The 17,797-nt window shown below is 58.5% G+C and carries 14 protein-coding genes and 3 pseudogenes; 6 read left to right on the forward strand and 11 right to left on the reverse strand.

Going from position 1 to position 17,797, the window contains the following annotated elements; translation table 11 throughout:
* Nucleotides 1-93 precede the first annotated feature (93 nt).
* From mug to FHT71_RS29205, 7 genes are all read right to left on the reverse strand, one after another.
* On the reverse strand, nt 94-630 hold the full coding sequence (gene mug, locus FHT71_RS29175) for a G/U mismatch-specific DNA glycosylase (RefSeq protein ID WP_132593928.1): 537 nt from the start codon (nt 628-630) through the stop codon (nt 94-96).
* Nucleotides 631-984: 354 nt separating this feature from the next.
* A complete protein-coding gene (locus FHT71_RS29180) occupies nt 985-1,602 on the reverse strand; it encodes a TetR/AcrR family transcriptional regulator (RefSeq protein WP_132593874.1) in 618 nt (205 codons plus the stop codon).
* Between the two features lie 50 nt (nt 1,603-1,652).
* Nucleotides 1,653-2,027, reverse strand: coding sequence for a nuclear transport factor 2 family protein (locus FHT71_RS29185; RefSeq protein ID WP_132593872.1), 375 nt, complete (start codon nt 2,025-2,027; stop codon nt 1,653-1,655).
* A gap of 120 nt (nt 2,028-2,147) precedes the next feature.
* Nucleotides 2,148-3,107, reverse strand: coding sequence for an aldo/keto reductase (locus FHT71_RS29190; RefSeq protein WP_183723037.1), 960 nt, complete (start codon nt 3,105-3,107; stop codon nt 2,148-2,150).
* Between the two features lie 103 nt (nt 3,108-3,210).
* On the reverse strand, nt 3,211-4,530 hold the full coding sequence (locus FHT71_RS29195; protein WP_183723039.1) for an adenylate/guanylate cyclase domain-containing protein: 1,320 nt from the start codon (nt 4,528-4,530) through the stop codon (nt 3,211-3,213).
* 40 nt (nt 4,531-4,570) lie between these two features.
* Nucleotides 4,571-6,127, reverse strand: a complete 1,557-nt coding sequence (locus tag FHT71_RS29200; RefSeq protein ID WP_132593868.1) for an MFS transporter — start codon at nt 6,125-6,127, stop codon at nt 4,571-4,573.
* Nucleotides 6,120-7,286, reverse strand: coding sequence for an HlyD family secretion protein (locus FHT71_RS29205; RefSeq protein WP_183723041.1), 1,167 nt, complete (start codon nt 7,284-7,286; stop codon nt 6,120-6,122). Before FHT71_RS29205 ends, FHT71_RS29200 begins: the two co-directional genes overlap by 8 nt.
* A gap of 1,180 nt (nt 7,287-8,466) precedes the next feature.
* On the opposite strand from FHT71_RS29205, the gene FHT71_RS29215 reads away from it, so the two are divergent.
* From FHT71_RS29215 to FHT71_RS29225, 3 genes and pseudogenes are all read left to right on the forward strand, one after another.
* A complete protein-coding gene (locus tag FHT71_RS29215) occupies nt 8,467-8,988 on the forward strand; it encodes a GTP cyclohydrolase I (protein WP_183723043.1) in 522 nt (173 codons plus the stop codon).
* Nucleotides 8,955-9,562 (forward strand): annotated as a pseudogene (locus FHT71_RS31995) (glutathione binding-like protein). Before FHT71_RS29215 ends, FHT71_RS31995 begins: the two are co-directional and overlap by 34 nt.
* 133 nt (nt 9,563-9,695) lie before the next feature.
* Nucleotides 9,696-11,453, forward strand: a complete 1,758-nt coding sequence (locus FHT71_RS29225) for an MOSC and FAD-binding oxidoreductase domain-containing protein (RefSeq protein WP_183723045.1) — start codon at nt 9,696-9,698, stop codon at nt 11,451-11,453.
* A 463-nt stretch (nt 11,454-11,916) separates the two neighbouring features.
* Here FHT71_RS29225 and FHT71_RS29230 read toward each other — a convergent pair whose 3' ends face one another.
* Nucleotides 11,917-13,326: a hypothetical protein gene (locus tag FHT71_RS29230; RefSeq protein WP_183723047.1), complete on the reverse strand. Its 1,410-nt coding sequence runs from the start codon at nt 13,324-13,326 to the stop codon at nt 11,917-11,919.
* A gap of 389 nt (nt 13,327-13,715) precedes the next feature.
* On the opposite strand from FHT71_RS29230, the pseudogene FHT71_RS32000 reads away from it, so the two are divergent.
* From FHT71_RS32000 to FHT71_RS29245, 3 genes and pseudogenes are all read left to right on the forward strand, one after another.
* A pseudogene (locus FHT71_RS32000) lies at nt 13,716-14,309 on the forward strand (transcriptional regulator).
* 216 nt (nt 14,310-14,525) lie between these two features.
* On the forward strand, nt 14,526-14,780 hold the full coding sequence (locus FHT71_RS29240; RefSeq protein WP_132593926.1) for a plasmid stabilization protein: 255 nt from the start codon (nt 14,526-14,528) through the stop codon (nt 14,778-14,780).
* The gene (locus FHT71_RS29245; protein WP_132593856.1) at nt 14,777-15,196 is read left to right on the forward strand and encodes a type II toxin-antitoxin system VapC family toxin; all 420 of its coding nucleotides are present in this window, start codon (nt 14,777-14,779) and stop codon (nt 15,194-15,196) included. Before FHT71_RS29240 ends, FHT71_RS29245 begins: the two co-directional genes overlap by 4 nt.
* Nucleotides 15,197-15,436: 240 nt before the next feature.
* Here the strand turns inward: FHT71_RS29245 and FHT71_RS32005 are convergent.
* The 3 genes and pseudogenes from FHT71_RS32005 to FHT71_RS29255 form a co-directional block, all read right to left on the reverse strand.
* Nucleotides 15,437-15,568 (reverse strand): annotated as a pseudogene (locus tag FHT71_RS32005) (IS5/IS1182 family transposase); the annotation flags it as partial.
* Between the two features lie 200 nt (nt 15,569-15,768).
* Nucleotides 15,769-16,800, reverse strand: a complete 1,032-nt coding sequence (locus FHT71_RS29250) for an aldo/keto reductase (RefSeq protein WP_132593854.1) — start codon at nt 16,798-16,800, stop codon at nt 15,769-15,771.
* A 91-nt stretch (nt 16,801-16,891) separates the two neighbouring features.
* On the reverse strand, nt 16,892-17,716 hold the full coding sequence (locus FHT71_RS29255) for an aldo/keto reductase (RefSeq protein WP_132593852.1): 825 nt from the start codon (nt 17,714-17,716) through the stop codon (nt 16,892-16,894).
* Nucleotides 17,717-17,797 lie beyond the last annotated feature (81 nt).

The raw sequence follows: 17,797 nt of genomic DNA on the forward strand, positions 1-17,797 counted from the left end.
GGTCTCGCAGTGCTGTTTCGATCTACAAAACCAACTGAAGGTGATGGTCTTCACGTCCGTAGTCCTTGGCGATTTCGAGCCGTAGTCATCGAACTAGATTTCCGCTTTCAGGCACCTGTAGTAACCGACTAGGCGATCCAGACTGAACGCCCTGTTGAGACCGCTTGGATTGGGAAGAACCCACGTTCTGGCTCCTTCAAACACCACGTTCTGCCTGCCCCAGTCGCAGTCGCTCCTGCCGTTGATTGCCGAGAACGCCGCTTTTCCGAGAAAGGCGAGGTTGGCTGGTCCAAACCTGCGCATTTTTACCTCTAGGTCGGGGGCCGCGGCCAAATAGTCGCCAGTTCTAAGTTCTGCTGCCGACCTTGTCGGACGCGCTACCGCAGCCGTGATGCCACAGCCGAATTCAAGCAGGTCCCGCTCCTCGTCCGCTCTCAAGAGCCGAGGCGTGAAACCCGCCAGATGCATGAGGCGCCAGAAGCGATTGCTCGGCGAGGAGAAATTATGGCCATCGCGACGGGCGGTGAGGCCCGGATTGAGACCGCAAAAAACGACCTGAAGGCCGGGCGCGAGCACGTCTGCAAGTCCAGCGTCCGGGACGGGCGCGCCGACATCGATCTCCAACAACATAGCCATCCTCTCGATCCTCGCTCATTCTCAGACCAGTGCAACGCGTCCCGCCGTGATGATAGAGCCAAGGTCCACGATATCAGCTAAATGCCTTGGTTGCCCACCAGGATCTGCGCCACCACGGCTCTAGCCGTTCCTCCCGGCTTTTCTCATCCTCGGATCGCGAGGCGGCGATCAGATGTTCCGAGACGGATAGTGCATCGCCGAAGATGCCGACCTTGACCAGTACTGTCTTTCCGATCGATGAGGGTCAATGTCGACGTGGATCTTTGTCGATCCCGGCGAGAACGCATCGAGCCGGGCCGTTAACACGATCATCGAAGCGTCCGCTATCTGCTCGCAGTTAAACCGCCGCTATTGTTGACCAGCAATCCGTGGAATGTCGGCTATATGCATCATCACCGAACGGATGGCCTTTTCTTCGTGCAGTTCGGCCACCAGGAGTTTGAACCAGCTAAAGCCGACCCAGAGCGAGACCTTGTCCTCGACCTCTTCCGCGCGCAGTTCACCGCGTTTAGCGGCGTCCGTCATGATCTTCCTCACGTCCGCCGTTCGGTCTGGAAGAAACCTGTCGCGCAGCGCGCTCAACGCCTCCGGCGCGCCCTGGGCTTCGGCGATCAGGCCGCGCAGCGCCGCGCCTGCCGGATGCGATGCCCAGAACCTCCAGAGGCTGGTCGTGTATTGCACGAGGTCTTCGATCAGGTTCCCAGTATCGGGTACCGGCACCGAGACCGAACGTTCGCTCGTGTAGATCGCGATGAAAAGATCCGCCTTGGTCGGATACCAGCGATAGATGGTCGTCTTCCCCGCGCCCGCCCGGCGTGCCACTTCATCGACCGAAAAGCCAGAATAGCCCTTTTCCCAAATCAACTCCCTCGCGGCCGCAAGAACGGCGGCCTCCGCCTCGGGATTGCGCCGCGAACCGACGGAGGTCCGTTTTCTGGGAGAGGCGGTGTTTGATGTCGAGCTCATGATCAACGCGTATCCCAATTGCGCAGGCCCAATCAACAAGGATCGCGGCATCATCGGTCAACAAGATGCGCGCGAGACGGCGCAGGCTCGAACCGATCGGCAAAATACTGTGTTTCGTGCGCAACCAGCCCATCACGAAATTCCATGATGCTCACGGCATAAGTGGGCTTGCCGTCATAGGTCAGTAGGAATTCGGTGACCCAGAGGTTGCCGTCCCCGACGATCCGCCGAACATCAAATTGCTTGTGGTTGGGCTGTACGAAACGGCTTTCCTGGATGCTTCGACGACCGCTGATGCGCTCGCCGGACTGCGGATAGTTGAGCAAAGCATCCGCATGGTAGATTTCGTGCTCGCGCTCGAAATTACCGGCGTCCGAAGCGGCCCAATGCTGTTCGAGCGCCACTCTGACATTCTGATTTTCCATCCAGGCCTCCAGACATTTCAATCGCAACACCCGGCTCTCGCGAGCTGCGGCGTCTTCCCACGTTGTGTGCGAGGCAGCTAACCTTGCGCCCCACACACTCTATGGCGGAACGATCAGATCCTATTTTACCGCCTGCTCCGCTTTGACGCGGGGTATGAAGCCAGGCACGCCGGTATCCACTACGCCATTGAAGCGAACGTTCGTCGATATGTCGAAATGGATCTTTTCCATATCCTTTTCCGACAGGGTCGAAATCGCGAAGTTTTCCTCGATGCGCAGGGGCTTGACCGAGGTCGTCAGGAACGCCGTGCCCCGCTGTGCGGCCCAGGCAAGCGCCACTTGGGCCGGCGTCTTGTTGACGCGATGCGCAATCCCGGTGATGACAGGATCTTCAAGCAGATTAGGTTCCATCGCGTGGCCGAGAGCCGCGAATGCCAGCAATACGATCCCATTCGCCTGGCAATATTCGAGCAGTTCCCATTCGGGCAGATAAGGATGCGCTTCGACCTGAATGGCGGCGGGCTTTATGCGTGCATTGGCTACGATTTCCTTAAGCTTGTCCAGTGAGATGTCGGACAGACCAATCGAGCGACAGTGGCCACTGTCGACGAGATCTTCCAATGCGCGCCACGTCTCGATCAAGGTGACCTCCCGATCGTAGAGGACATGGCCGTTGTCGTCCCTTGGATCCATCTCCTCGCCCGGACGAAATGCATAAGGGGTATGGATGATGTAGCAGTCAACGTAATCGACTTGCAGACGGCGACAGCTTGCCTCGAATGCGGCTTTTACCCGTTCGGGACGATGGTTGGTGTTCCAGAGCTTCGTGGTGATGAACAAGTCCTCGCGGCGGACCGTACCTTCGGCGATCGCCTCGGCGATTGCATCCCCGATCGCCTCTTCGTTGCGATACCGCTCCGCGCAGTCGAAATGACGAAAGCCGACCGAGAGCGCTTTCGCGACCGCAAGCCTTGTCACGACCGGGTCGGGAATGAGCGTGCCGAAGCCAACGGCAGGCATCTCGCCAACGCCGCCGGCCAGGGGAATCTTCTTGTAGCGAAGCATGTATGAGGCTTCCATGCGAACTGCTCCTACAGCTTGAATGCCGGATAAGACGGCTTGACGGGCCTCTCGCCCGCCATGAACAACTGGGATTTCAAGGGCATTTCTGTTTCCTTCCTTTTTACGTCGTGACGCTGTCACGACCAATTGTACTTTGGTGTCGATGGGCTCGCGCACGAGGCGGGGAGCCTTCAAGAGGGTCGGTTTGAAGCGACATACGATTGCCGGCCGGCCGCTTTTCGGACGCGATGGTGAACAGTTCCTGGGGTCGGCTAACACCCCTCAGGACATGCCGGCCGATCGAGTGCAGGCCATCAATTTCAGAGGCAGACACGCAGGCTGCAAAGGGGCCCGACATCAGCAATCCTTGGTGCAGTGACCGACACAGCGAGGTAATGCGGCTGACCTCGTTCACGGCCGGGCCGATCACCGTGAAGTCGAGACGATCCTGGCTACCAATATTGCCGTAGAAGACGTCGCCGACATGCAAACCGAGGTAGAGATCGGTAGCGGGGCGACCTTCTCCGCACCGCCGGGCGTTGAGATCGATGAGCCGCCCGTCAAGCAGCCGGGACGCTTCCAGGGCGCAGGCACAGGCCTGGCTCGATGTTCCGCCGCGGAAGATTGCAAGTGTTCCGTCGCCCATCAGTTTCAGTACTTCACCGCCGGCCTGTCGAACGGACGTGATAACGGCCTCGGCATAGTCGTTCAGCATGGGAATGATTTCTTCCGGGTCGACCGTGTCGGAGATCCGGGTGAAATTGGCGAGATCCGAGAACCACAGTGCAGCGGAAATGCGCTCGCTGCGACCGCGTGTAATCCGACCATGCAGCACCTGGTCGGCGGCATCGTCACCAAGGTAGACCTTGGCGATGGTGCTGGCCACACCGCTGACGACGACGCATTTGACCGCGAGCGCCAGGCAGGGCAGCAGTTCCCGTAATGCAAGCTCGTCCGCTTTTGTGAAGCCGGCCGGCGCCCTGGTCCCGAAATGGAGAAAAAAGCAGTCGATTTCGCCGATCGTGTTCTGGTTGGCAAAGCGGTGTGCCATGGCGATGAAATCGGAAAATCCATCCTCCTTCATCGCGTCGAGCAGATAGAAATCGGCCGGATCCCCAAGCTTTATGCGCCGCCTGAGCTCATTTCCACCGGTCGCCTTCAGGTAGTGGAAGGCAGTGCGGCGCCAGTTGTCGGGCACAGTGACAGGCGCGACAATGCCCAACTCCACGACACGCTGCACGGGTTGAGTGCGATCCCAACGAAAGGCGCGGCGCTCGTAGAGCGGATGGAGCGTATCCATCACCGCGCTTGCGCGTTCGACAGGAAGGCCGCTTGTGGCGCAGCGCTCGCAGAAGCCTGCCAAGAGGTCGGCTTCGGAAAGGCCTGTTAGCCCTCCTTGTGTCAGCCAGTTGGCGATATCCTTGATATGATGATCGTCCATGACATTCTCTCCCAGTCTCGACCGGAGCGACCTTTTTTCCTTAGCGCGTCGTCAGCGGGTGCGAGGGGGAGGGTTTCATTAGCGACACCACGATCATCCCGACCACAGCCGCGATGAAGGTGATCCAGAATCCGTCGATATAGGCGAGTACATTGGCTTCCCGCTGGATTATGCCCGCAAGATTGCCGAGGCCCCGCTTTGCGATCTCTGCCGGCGAGGCGCCGGACGTCGATCCCGATCCGAGTTGAGCGAGTGTCGTGTTCCAGCCCGGCGTTGTGCCAGTGACGTGAAGACTTATAAAATAGGAATGCAGTTGCTCACGCTTGCGGATCCACGTCGTCATCGTCGTGGCAACGGTTTCCGAACAGATAAGGCGCATGACCTGAACATAGGCGACGAGCGAGATTGCACGAGCCGGATTGACATTGCCGAACAGGGTGGCGACGGCGGCAAGAAAGACGAGCTCTTCACCGAACGTCTGCAGGACGACAATCAGGCGGAATTCCGGTACGGACCATTGACTGGTCAATTGGGTCCCAAGCCATGCCGAAAGCATAAAACAGCTGAACCCGATCGCGAGCGTCGACCGCTGCTTTAGCGTCCTGACGAGCGCAACCGCCGTGGCTGTCGCCAGCAGGAGCAACAGGATGGCGTAGAGCGCGGTGAAGTCTCCGATCTGTTCCGGACGCAGTCGCGCAACGCTGACAAGGAAGTTCGGCTCGAGCAGAGAGCTTCCGAGGCTTGCGATCATGAAGCAGGCGATGGCGGCAAAGCCGAGCGCGATGTTCCTGTGATAAAGGATCGAGACGTGCGCCCACGGATGTTCGACGCGGGTTTCATGCCAAAGAAAAATAACGGCCAGAAATGCTGTCGCGGCGAGGAGCGACTTAACATAGCCCGATTCAAACCAGTCGAGACGATTGCCTTGGTCCAGCGCGAAGTAGAGCGTCGTTAAGGCCACCCCAAACAGCGCCATTCCGCCCCAGTCGGCCCGGCTCAGGAGATCGCGATCGACAGGCATGGACTTGCCGCCATACCAGAACAGGATCCCGATGACCGGCGCGACAATAGCGCCCTGCCAATAAAGCCACTGCCAACCAATAGTCTGGCTATAGCTACCGGCGGTATAAAGACCGAGATTCTGCGCAAACGGAATTCTCAGCACATAGAAGGCAAGGGCGAAAATCCAGTACTTCTTCTCGAGGTTACGAAACGCAACCAAGAGCGTCGCCCCAACGAAAATGCCGAGCACCAGGGCTCTGATCGCATGCAACAGAATCAGAAGCTCGAAGCCTTGAACGAAAGGGATGGTGGTGGAGATCACGGCATAGACGATCGACGGGCCGATCATGACCCGCTTGACGCCAAAGGCCGCTATCAACCAACCGATCGACGGCGCGACCAGTATCTGCGGGGCCGTTGCAAAGCTGCTCAACCATGCGCCCTGGTCAAAACTCAGACCGAACGCGCCGCGAAGATCGGGCAATCCGACGCTCGCTGTGCGAACGTCGAAGGCGGTCAGAATTGATGCCATAATCATGGCAACCGCGACGCTTCCCTGCCGGGAAAGATCGCCATGCTGCGGGCTGCTAGACATTGTTTCCTGCCTTCGTGGCTATCCGCGTTGTGACCGACATGCCTGGACGCAGTCGATCGAAATTGGGCTGATCGGGGTCGAGCTCGATCCTGACGGTGAGGCGCTGGGCAACTTTGGTAAAATTGCCGGTGGCATTGTCAGGAGGAAGCAAGGCGAAGGTCGATCCGCTCGCTGGCGAAATCTTCGACACGGTGCCGTGCAGGCGCTTGCCGGGCAGCAGATCGACTGACACCTCCACACGCTGACCTTCCCGAACAAGGGAAAGCTGGTTTTCCTTGTAGTTGGCCAGGATATAGACCCGCGGAAGGGGAACGATCGAGATCATGCTTGTGCCGGTCGCGACGAAGTTTCCGAGCTGAACGTTCCTTTTGGCAACAATACCGTCGACAGGCGCGCGAATGTCGGCATAGCCGAGGTCCAATTCTCGTGCCGCCACGTCCGCAGCGGCCGTGTCTGCGTTCGCCATCAGCACGTCGCGCTGTTTTGCGATCACTTCCAGCTTGACCCGTTGCGCAACAACGGTCGCCTCAGCCATTTTTGAATTCGCAACGGCGCGCTCGCGTCCGGCGGTCGCCTTCTCGAGCGTCTGAATCGAACTCGCCCTGCCGTCGAGGCCGAGTCTGGTCTGACGCCCAAGCTCCTTGCTCGCCTGAATTTCGTCGGCCGTCGCCGCCTGTTGCTGTGCGATCGCAATATCGATCTGCGTCAGCTGGAACGCACGCTGGATGTCGTTGTCTTCCAACTGAGCGCGAGCAGCGGCAAGCTTTGCTCTCGCCGCCTGCAGGGCGACTTCGAAGGGTTTGCGATCGATGGAAAACAGAAGGTCACCGGCCCTGACCTGTGCGTAGTCGGAAACATTGATCGCCTCGACGGTACCGCTGACACGAGTGCTGACAGACGAAACGTCGGAAAAAACTGCCGCGTCGTCCGTCGTCTGCACGGCCTGGCTCGCCACCCACCAGTCCCAATTGGCGCCCGCGCCGACGACGCCAGAAAGCGCTACCGCAATGGCAAAGACCGGCACGAGGACGGCAGACGGCGACGCCTTGTTCGCCGGAAGCGGGCTCGCCGCTGGGCTTTCACGCGTGCCTTGCGTCAAGACAGTGATATTGGTCTCCGACTGTATGTTTTGCTGGTTCTTTTTTCGCAACCAAGCCATTTGTTAAATCCTTCGAGTAGATATCTGCGAATCGACGGTTCGAAACAGGAGCGACCTCGACACCAACGAATTGTGCCGCTTTCAAAACCATGCGGCGGATACCGTTTGCTTCGCTATCGCTTCGCGGTTTGACACATCTGGTTGCCGACCCGATCGCGCCTTCTCGCCAAGGAGAGCCGGCAACCCACGCTGATCGGCATTCGCGGCCAACCACCCGGAAAAGTCTTTCACGGCATGGCTGCAGCAACACGCCGGCAGCGGCTGAATTGCTATATAAACGATACGTATCGTTCTAACAATAATCAACCCGTGAAAATAGGCATGCTCAGCTATTCGTTTTTAGCCGGGCTTGGCTCGATAAGGGAACTGCATATGAGCGATCGAGAGCGCGTGTTGAGCCTAAGAACTCGGCTCCCCGATGTGCAGCGGTCCCTCGATGTCCGGGTCAGTCCGTATCGCGCCTCGCGCCGGCTTGAGGCAGGACAAAAGTGTGGATGTGCCGCCAGCGACGTGGAGTGATACCGGTGATGGTCAAGAAGGCCCGACTGAAATGTGACTGGTCGGCGAAGCCGCAAGACAACGCTATATCGGATAGACGCCGGTCGGTTTGTCTCATCAATGTCTGCGCCGTGACGATGCGCCGATAGACGACGAGACGGTGAGGAGACTGCCCGAACGAGACCTTGCAGGATCTCTGAAGTTGACTGCGACTAAGCTGAACGAGACTGGCAAGCTCATCGAGCTTTATCGGAACCTGGATATGGTCGCCAATGTATTTCGAGATTGCCGTGATCTGCCATGGCGCAAATCCACCGGCAGTCCCAATCTTGGTTGCCAGGGCTCGAGGAGAACTGCCACGACATCTGGCGAAAACTCTGAAGGGTTGGCGGAGGCGCGACACAGCATTGGACATGGCCCATGTGAGGTTTCACTATCGGATGATCATACGTCGCAGCCTCTGCGATACTATTATACTGAGGTGTCCTTCCGACCTGAGCCGAAGGCGAGATCCGACTTCCGGGAGCGACCGACGGAAAGAAGGATAGCCTATCCTTCGACCCCCTACCTTTGACCGCAGCCGTTTTCGGCAATGCTTGCGCCAAACGCGCAATCTTTTCCCGTCTGTTTCCAAGAATATTCTGACGCCGGCATGTTCTGACGTTTGAAACGGAGAAGGCTGATGGATGCGATCGTCGAAGGGAGTTCTGTCAGTCCGGACAGTGAACCGACCAAAGAAGAGGCTGAAGCAGCAGTGCGGACCCTAATTCGTTGGGCGGCAGATGATCCTGGTCGAGAGGGGCTGATCGATACGCCTCCAAGAGTTGTTCGCGCCTACAAAGCGCTATTTTCCGGCTACAGTGTTCCGATCCGGAATCTGATGTCGCGGACATTCTCGGATGTCGGCGGCTACGATGATCTGGTGGTCATCAGAGACATCGGCTTCTTTTCCCATTGCGAATACCATCGTGTAATCGACGGGGGCAAATTGAAGTGCGACAGTGACCGCCATGAACAGATCATGGTGTTCGCTGGAGCGGCGGTGGACCGGTTCGAGAGGACGCTCAACGCGGGTGTATACGGATGGTCGAGACAATTGGAGACGACTTGGCCCACGCTGCCCTCAATCTATATTTCAGGCCGACACCCAATGGCAGCAAGATTACGATCATGCTGGAGGAGTTCGATGTCCCCTATAGGCTGACCTGCGCCAACATCCGACGCGACGAACAGTTTGCGCCCGATTTTCTGCGGATCGCGCCCAACAACAAGGTTCCCGCTCTCGTGGACGCCGACGGGCCGGGCGGTCGGGCAATTTCCATTTTCGAATCCGGAGCAATTCTTCAGTATCTCGGTCGGAAGTTTAACCGCTTCTATGGCGAAGACGAAAGGCAGCGGGCGAGGGTTGACGATGGCTGTTCTGGCAGGTCGCTGGACTGGGGCCGATGGCGGGCCAGGCGAACCATTTCCGCAATATCGTCTCTGAACACGTTCGCTACGCAATCGAGAGGTTCAGCGGCGAGGTTCGTCGTCTCTACCAGGTGCTTGAGAAACAACTCTCGAACATTGAATATATCGCCGGACCTTATTCGATCGTCGATATGGCATGCTTCCCGTGGGTCGTGCAGCACAAGAATGCCGGGATGGATCTTTCGGATTTCCCAAGCGTCGGCAAATGGGTTTCGAGAATGTCGATCCGGCCTGCCGTTGAGCGCGCCATGCTGGTTGGAAAGGAAGAGCACAGGAGACAAAAGCGCGAGCTCCGGTCTCAGGGATAGGCTCAATCGTCAGACTTGTGGCGTGATGGCCCGATCAAAAGCTCGAAATGATCTACGCTGCATTCCGGGCGGATGAGCGTGCTGCGCAATTGCCCGTTCCGCCCTGCGAAGCCCATGAAATGGAGAGGTGTCGATGGCCCAACTGCTTTCCCTGAATGTCGGACTTCCGCGCAACATACCATGGCGGGGACAGGTGGTCAGCACCGCCATCTGGAAGGAGCCCGTAAAGGGGCCACGCATGGTTCGCAGATTGAACATTGATGGAGACGGCCAGGGCGACACCGCCGGCCACGGCGGTGAAAACCGGGCGGTGTTCGTCTACCAGATTGACTCCTATCGATATTGGGAACGGTTCCTCGGCCGGGACGACTTCGTATACGGGCAGTTCGGAGAGAACTTTACCGTCGATGGGTTGCCCGATGCAGAAGTGTGCGTCGGCGACCGGTTTCGCATCGGCGGCGCGCTGTTTGAGATCTCCCAGCCGCGCGTGACCTGTTACCGCCTCGGGATCAGGATGGGTGTTCCTGAGATGGCCGCGCTGGTTGTTTCCCACGGCAGGCCGGGCTTCTACTTTCGGGTCGTCGAGGAGGGGCTTGTCGAGGCCGGCCAGCAAATCGTCAAGGTGGCTTCAGGCCAGGGAGCTATGACGATCTCGGAGACGGACGGGCTTCTTTACATGCCGGGACACCCCAAAGACCGCCTGGAACTTGCCATCGGCAATTCCGCTCTGAGCAAGGGGTGGCGACGGTCATTTGAGGAGCTGCTCCTGCAGGCCAGTGGCACGCTCATGCGGACCGGAAACGCCGGCCTCGTCGGCATTTCCCAGGTTGCTCCTGCATGGACCGGCTTTCGCGAGTTTCGCGTCAGTGGAAAGACAAGACAGAGCGCGGACGTCGTGTCACTCGAACTGGAGCCGACCGATGGGAGGAGCCTTGGCGAGGCTTTGCCCGGACAGTTTGTCGTTCTAGAACTGAATCCGGCTGCGGCCTCGAAGCTGCTGCGCAGCTATTCATTATCGGCCCTTTCCGACACGCATTACAGGGTGAGCATAAAACGGGAAGCCATGGGAGCCGCCAGCCGCTTCATTCACGACAGTCTCAGTGTTGGAGCGCTGGTCAAAGTAAGCGCTCCGCGCGGCAGTTTCATCCTGTCCCAGGGCGTCGGCCCGATTGTGCTCATCAGCGCGGGAATTGGCATCACACCGATGATCGCGATGTTGAAGGCACTGGCAGCCGAGAAATCGGAACGCGACATATGGTGGCTGTACGGCGCGCGCAATGGTCGGGAAGATCCATTCGTAACCGAAGTGCACGAACTGCTGCAATCGCTTCCACATGCACACAGTCTCATCTGCTACAGTTCGCCAGATCAGACGGACATCAAGGGGCGCGACTATGATCTGCACTCTCGTGTCGATGCAACGGCTCTCCAATCGTTGCGATTGCCTCTGAGCGGCGACTTTTACCTCTGTGGGCCGTCCCCGTTCATGGCCGATATTGCCGCCGACCTCGGACGACTGGGCGTGTCGGCAACGCGCATTCATACCGAGGCATTTGGCGCGGGCAAATCCCTGACGCCCGGCATCGCTGAAAGACCTGTGCGCCCTCCACATGCCCCAGAGGGCGTGACCGGTTCTGGTCCGATGATCTCGTTTGCCCGCAGCGGCCTTGTTGTGCAGTGGAGTTTCACATTCGCCAGCCTGCTCGAACTGGCTGAAGCCTGCGATGTGCCGGCGCGTTGGTCATGTCGTACGGGCGTTTGTCACAATTGCGAGACGGCGGTAATCGCAGGCGACGTGTCGTATCAACCGGATCCGATCGACCAACCAGCAGAAGGCAATGTCCTTTTGTGCTGCTGTCATCCGACAAGCGATGCCGTTCTTGACCTCTAGGGCGTTTGTCCGAAAGGCGCGCTCCTGCTCGTCTCTCACAGAGGCACGTGGCCCTATGGCAGTCGAGCGAGAAGACGTTCGGCCTGACGCACAAGTGGGTTCTCGAACCCCTCGGACAGTCGAAGATATACGCTTTGAAGCATTGTTCTCGCGCCGCTCATTCCCCTCTGCTGGCAAGGTTGCAAGGTCGATCGTGGCAGCGAGCTCAGAGATGACCGCGCCTTGGTCCCGACTCCAGGTGATGGCCTCAGACAGGCATTCTTCGACGGCTTCTTCGCGATAGCCGCCCTTCAGCAATAAGTTTCCTTTGGCGCGCAGCAGGTCAGGCATGTGAGAGACGTCACCACTCGCAGTTACTCCGGCTATGGCTTCGCCCAGAACGGTCAGCGCCTCGTCATTGCTACCGATCTCAGCCACCCCTCGTGCGAGCGCGATGGTAAAGGTCGTCGTGAAGAGTTCATACTTAGCGGCGTGCAGATCGGCCAGCGCGGACTTCAGCATCGGAACGCCGCTGTCCGCATCGCCGGACCGGACGGCGAGCAGACCCCTGTAGGCGCGTGCTGCCGCCAGATATGGTTCGAGCGAATGGAGTTCTGCGCGGGCTGTAAACCGGTCGAGGAGCTCGTGCGCCACCTTCACGTCTTCCATGGCAATGTAGAGTGAGATCGCCCAGATCAATGCGATGGACAGTGTGACTGGATGGTCCTTTTCGAACGCGTCCGAGATCGTGCCCGTCAAAGCCGAGGTAGATTGCGCCAGGATCGAGGATTGGCGATGGATTCTGGTGGGCGGCCTCAAGTTCGGCGCGGGCGCCAGCAAGGTCTCCTGTGTGGGTCAGCGATATTCCAATGATTGAATGTGCAAGCGCTTCGGTCCCTGGATCGTTGACGAATTTTGACAAGCGCGAAGCGTTTCGGCCGAGTTCGATCGCCGTTCTGAAATCGCCTATCCTTAGATGGTACATCGTCAGGGGTGCCAAGAGCTGCAATTGGCTGCGGATATCGTTTTGCTTTTCGGCAATTGCGAGACTTCGGTTCAATGCCTCGCGCGCGTCATCGTTGCTGCCCCGCGTAAACATCACCGATAAGCCAAATGCGGCCTGAAGATGCATTTCGTCGGGAGAGCCGGACTCCTGGGGGCCAAGGGCGCGAATTGCCGTCCCGCACCATTTGTAGCAGTCGCCCAGAAGTGACAGACCGAGAAAGATCGGGGCGGCCCGCGCTGCAAGGCGTATTCCAGAGGGCTGATCGCCCGACTCTCCAAAACACCATTCCAATGCACTTCTGACGTCGTTGAGACTGTCGAGATAGCGCGCACGGGCGCTGGTCTCGCGAAGTGCAACGCCTGCCAGAGCATTGTTTTCGAGCCACCCAATGCAGTATTCCGCATGGCGTCTTGAGAGATTTCGGCCCGCAACCGGGTCGCCTTCCAGTGCAAGGACGTAGGCGCGAGTCGTCGCAAGCAGCCGATAACGCGTAGCACCGTTCAGCTGACGGGACGCAACCATGGACTTCGCGACCAGGTTCTCGAGCGCTTCGATGACCAGACCTGCGGCGATCTCCCTCGGGGCGACGCCAATCGCTCCATCGAGTGTGAAATGACCCGAAAAAACAGCGACGCATCTTAAGATCACGCGCTCCATCGCCGAGAGGAGGTCGTAGCTCCAGTCGAGGGTAGCCTGGAGGGTCCTCTGTCGTCCCGGAGCTGATCGGCGACCAGGCCACGACAGTGAGAGGTGCTGGTCGAGAAGTTCTGCGGTCTGTCGCAGTCCCAGTGCTTCGACACGTCCCGCCGCCAGCTCGATTGCAAGGGCGACACCATCCAGTTTCCGGCAAATCGCCGAAACGAGCCCGGCGGCGTCGCGCGTAAGCATAAAGCGCTATGATTGAGAAGTTCCATAAATACCCCTTACGCCATCAACACTGAAATAGCGGGGTCAACGGTCTGGCGCGGGGAGAGCTTTCGAGGCCAGCGTCCTGCTTGTTGCTATGGGGTTCATGTTTTAGGCCAGAAAGATCGCATAATGGATCGTGGGGAACCTGTGAGAAAGTCTCGGGACGAACTACTGGTCCGCTGTTTCCTTTCAAGAACGTTGAGCGCATAGACCGCCCTCAGCCCCATCCGATTGGCCACAAATTCTGCTCCCGGAATGGTGCGGTGATCGAAATGACGATGGGTGTAGATTGGTAGTCCGGTAGGCGCTATTCGTGATGTAGCAGCATATCAGCAAACCCTTCCGCGGATTTTCCAAGGCCTCTTATATTGAAAAAAGTGCGACGCAGCTTTGCCGTCGAGTACAAAACCGGCAGGCGAAAACTCGATGCCAGGTCCAACTCGAGCTGGGGCAACGTGGATCTAAAGTCCGCCGCTCGAGACCTGGAGGAAGACGCAATGACGTTTCTGCCGGGCAGCTCTCAGAATGGCAAATCCGGCGATGAAGTGTCTTTACCAAAGGCAGATCAGCCCGAGTCGTTGTTGACAGCATGGCCGACGAGACTGATACGGCAATGAGTGCCGATGTGCCGACCGTTGTCCGACAGCGCCGGCCGCGCCGGTGACGGCGATGTCGCCACAATGGTGGAGGTCGCTAATCCGGCTATATCCGGGGGTACTGGTATCGACGTCACCGCTGCACAAGATACCCCTAGGATCAAGCGAACTGTCGAGGTCGCTCCGCGCAAGCAAAGGAGCCGCGGCAAGGAAGCGGTGGCGATAGCGGACGGTCGCCAGGTTATACACACTGCAAACGAGATGAGCCTCGATGACGAGATCAAGGTGCTGAGGAACCAGTTGGCCATAAAGCTCAGGCTGCAAAACGCCCAGTTGAGAAGAATGCTGGACCGGTTTGAACGCTGAGCGTGGCGCACTGCCTGCCCATTTAGCCCCGGATCAATTTCAAGCCTGTTGCAGGCGAACGGACCTCGGATGAATAGGATGTCGCCGGTTCAGATCCCATCACGGTGGGATATCTAATCAGACAGGATGTTTGTCCTCATTAATGAATATCTTGAATTTTGGCGTCGTTTTGTATATTTTGATATCAAAGCAATCATTCCTATGGAGGTGATATCAATGCCGGCAGTCACCATTCGAAACCTTTCTGACGAAACACATCGTGCTCTGCGGGTGCGAGCGGCTCATCATGGCCGGAGCACCGAGGCCGAGATCCGTGACATTATTGAAGCCGCTGTTCGTCCTCCTGAACGTGTTAAGCTCGGTTCTTTGCTGACAGCCATTGGTCGCGACGCCGGGCTTTCCGACAGCAACGTTGAAGCCCTGCAGAAAAGCCGCGACAAGACACCTGCTGAACCGATGACCTTCGAATGATCTTGCTGGACACCAATGTTATATCCGAGCCTTGGAAACCGGTTCCTGATGAGGCAGTGATCGCCTGGTTGGACGCCCAAGCTATCGAGACGCTGTTCCTCTCCGCAATAACGATTGCCGAACTTCGTTTCGGGATCGCTGCTATGCCTTCAGGGAAACGACAAACTATCCTTCTCGACCGCCTTGAGAGCGAAGTGCTGCCCCACTTTTTCGAGCGAATCTTGCCCTTCGATCTGGCTACTTCTCAGTTTTATTCCGAACTGATGGCCCGCGCTCGAGTATCTGGGAAAGCGATTGGCACGGCTGATGGCTACATTGCAGCCACAGCCGCAGCGAATGGCCTCGCGATCGCAACTCGCGACACGAGCCCTTTTGAGGCTGCTGGGCTGAAAGTGATCAATCCCTGGTCCAGATAACTACAGTGTACATGTAGGTTTCTTAATTTCGTTTCCTTTCAAGACCTGTTGCTTGAAGGATGGAGATGGCAAAGGCCGCCACGATGACTAGTCACATTGCCGACGCACCCTAACTGACGACGTAGAAAGCTTGGTAACCTTGCGGCGCTCCATAGTATTTCGATCGACCTACGCATTCTTGCGGATCAAACATCTAGCACTGAAATAGCGGGGTGGCCGGCCAAGTGTGTCGGCCAGCAGGTGGATCTTCGTTGTCAGTCCACCTCGGGAACGCCCAACGCCTGATCTTTGGCCCCCCCCTTTTCCGGTGGCCGCCTGCTGGTGGGCGCGCACGATGGTGCTATCGATCATCAGATACTGATTGTCTCGATCTGCCGTCAGCGTCCCGAACTCGCGCTCCCACACACCGGCATGACACCAGCGGCTGAAACGGCGATGCATTGTCTTCTGTCAACGGCGGAGTAAAAACCGGCCACAGGACGGCGTAAAAGTGGATCACGCGAAAATCTGGTCATGCAGCCAGATCCCACATTCTGATCGCTCCGCTAACGTGCTCTGTCCCGGTCGATGTCTCACCGCCCGCCCTCGAGCTTGCGGTTGCGTTGGCTCGCGCCGCCTTCGCCATAGGGATAGGAAGGCGGTTGCGGCGCGCTTACCGCGTTAAGCTTCGCCGTCTCTTCATCGGAAAGCACCAGCTTTGCAGCACCGAGGTTGTCTGCGAGCTGTTCGGAGGTGCGGGCCCCGAGGATGACCGACGTCACAGCCGGCCGTCCCGTCGTCCAGGCAAGTGCCACTTGCGCCATGCTGACGCCGCGGGCCTTGGCGATCTCCTCGACAGCGCCGATAATCGCCCAGGTTCGCTCCTGCGCATTGCGCGGGGCATAGGATTCGCTGCCGCGGTTCGGATTTTCGCCGAGCCGGGTGGCACCCGTCGGCATCTGGTCGCGCTTGTATTTGCCGGTGAGCCAGCCGCCGCCGAGCGGCGACCAGGGAAGCAGACCCATGCCGGCGTCCTGGCAGGCGGCGACAATCTCAAGCTCGATATCGCGCACCAGAAGGCTGTATTGCGGCTGCAGCGTCACCGGCTGGGTATAGCCTTTCGCCTTGGCGATTTCAGAGGCTTTGGCGATATGCCAGCCGACAAAGTTGGAGAAGCCATAGTAGCCGATCTTGCCGGCGGAGACTGCGTCATCGAGGAAACGCAGCGTCTCCTCGATCGGAGTCAACGCATCCCACGCATGCATCTGATAGAGATCGATATACTCGACGTCGAGGCGGCGGAGCGAAGCGTTGAGCGCCTGGTTCAGGTGCTTCCGGGAAAGACCGATATCGTTGGGTCCCGGTCCCATCGTGAAGCGCCCCTTGGTGGCGATCACCGCCTGTTTTGCTTCGGCCGGCCGGGTCTTCAACCAGCGACCGATGATCTCTTCGGACTTGCCGGCGCTGTAAACGTCAGCAGTATCGATGAAATTGCCGCCCCAGGCGAAATAGTCGTCAAGCAGTCTGTGGGAAGCGGCTTCGTCCGCCTCTGCGCCGAAGGTCATCGTACCGAGACAATAGGCGGTGACGATCGTGCCGCTCGGGCCGAGTTTGCGATAGTCCATGTTTATCTCCTCATTGAACACAGCCGCGACACCAGGCGGCGGCCGTCATTTCGAACTCGACAGCACTGAAAGAAAGTGCAGCGAGCCATCCTCACACGTCCCAAACGGGGCACCAATCGCCGTTCACCAGTCGCATGCCCCTTTCGAGGCCTTCGATCCGTTTGATCTCAGTTGGCGCCAGCGCAATCTTGCGTGCTTCGAAATTCAGGATGATGCGATCCTTCTTGCTGGAAGAAGGGATGACGATATGCCCCTTGGCCATCAGGAAGGCGAGCGCAACCTGCTCGCCCGTGGCGCCATGGGCTTTGCCGATCTCGTCGAGAACCGGGTCGCCCACCACGGCGCCCCGCGCCAGCGGCGAGTAGGCGGTGACGGCAATACCGAGCTTTTCGCAATAATCGATGATTGGCCGGTTCTGCATGTAGACGTGGCACTCCACCTGATTGGTGGTGATCGTGCGGTGGCCGAGCATGCGGATGCTTTCGTCGATCATCGCCTTCGTAAAGTTCGAAACACCGATCCGCTTGGCGAGGCCGGCGTCGAAAACCTCTGCAAGCTGGCCGACGTAATCGGCTAGCGGATATTTGTTATGCGGTGATGGCCAGTGCAGAAGCAGCAGGTCGACCTGGTCTGTCTGGAGCTTTTCCAGGCTCTCCCTGACCGACGGCACGACAGCGCCAGGTCCGTAATTTTCGGGCCTCACCTTCGTGGTGATGAAGATTTCGCTGCGCGGCACGCCGGCGTCCTTGATGCCGCGGGCGACGCCCTGCTCGTTGCCGTAGCCCTGGGCGGTGTCGATGTGGCGGCAGCCGGCTTCCAGCGCCCAGATGGCGCCCTGATAGGCTTCGTCCGCCGAGCGGTTCCATGTGCCGTAACCCATCTGCGGGATGCCGGCGACCATTGGTTCTATCGTCATGTTCGCTTCCTTGCTCCGCTCAGAAACCGCCCACGTGCAGCGGCTTGTAGGGGACTTCAAGCTTCTTGATGTCATCGGTGG

The organism is Rhizobium sp. BK060 (assembly GCF_014193145.1).
In the GTDB taxonomy this organism is placed as follows: Bacteria; Pseudomonadota; Alphaproteobacteria; order Rhizobiales; family Rhizobiaceae; genus Rhizobium.

Coding starts and splice junctions, on each gene's coding strand:
- FHT71_RS29255 (WP_132593852.1), bottom strand. CDS start 17,716: ATGACGATAGAACCAATGGTCGCCGGCATCCCGCAGATGGGTTACGGC.
- FHT71_RS29250 (WP_132593854.1), bottom strand. CDS start 16,800: ATGGACTATCGCAAACTCGGCCCGAGCGGCACGATCGTCACCGCCTAT.
- FHT71_RS29185 (WP_132593872.1), bottom strand. CDS start 2,027: ATGGAAAATCAGAATGTCAGAGTGGCGCTCGAACAGCATTGGGCCGCT.
- FHT71_RS29205 (WP_183723041.1), bottom strand. CDS start 7,286: ATGGCTTGGTTGCGAAAAAAGAACCAGCAAAACATACAGTCGGAGACC.
- FHT71_RS29215 (WP_183723043.1), top strand. CDS start 8,467: ATGGATGCGATCGTCGAAGGGAGTTCTGTCAGTCCGGACAGTGAACCG.
- FHT71_RS29230 (WP_183723047.1), bottom strand. CDS start 13,326: ATGCTTACGCGCGACGCCGCCGGGCTCGTTTCGGCGATTTGCCGGAAA.
- FHT71_RS29225 (WP_183723045.1), top strand. CDS start 9,696: ATGGCCCAACTGCTTTCCCTGAATGTCGGACTTCCGCGCAACATACCA.
- FHT71_RS29180 (WP_132593874.1), bottom strand. CDS start 1,602: ATGAGCTCGACATCAAACACCGCCTCTCCCAGAAAACGGACCTCCGTC.
- FHT71_RS29195 (WP_183723039.1), bottom strand. CDS start 4,530: ATGGACGATCATCATATCAAGGATATCGCCAACTGGCTGACACAAGGA.
- FHT71_RS29190 (WP_183723037.1), bottom strand. CDS start 3,107: ATGGAAGCCTCATACATGCTTCGCTACAAGAAGATTCCCCTGGCCGGC.
- mug (WP_132593928.1), bottom strand. CDS start 630: ATGTTGTTGGAGATCGATGTCGGCGCGCCCGTCCCGGACGCTGGACTT.
- FHT71_RS29240 (WP_132593926.1), top strand. CDS start 14,526: ATGCCGGCAGTCACCATTCGAAACCTTTCTGACGAAACACATCGTGCT.
- FHT71_RS29200 (WP_132593868.1), bottom strand. CDS start 6,127: ATGTCTAGCAGCCCGCAGCATGGCGATCTTTCCCGGCAGGGAAGCGTC.
- FHT71_RS29245 (WP_132593856.1), top strand. CDS start 14,777: ATGATCTTGCTGGACACCAATGTTATATCCGAGCCTTGGAAACCGGTT.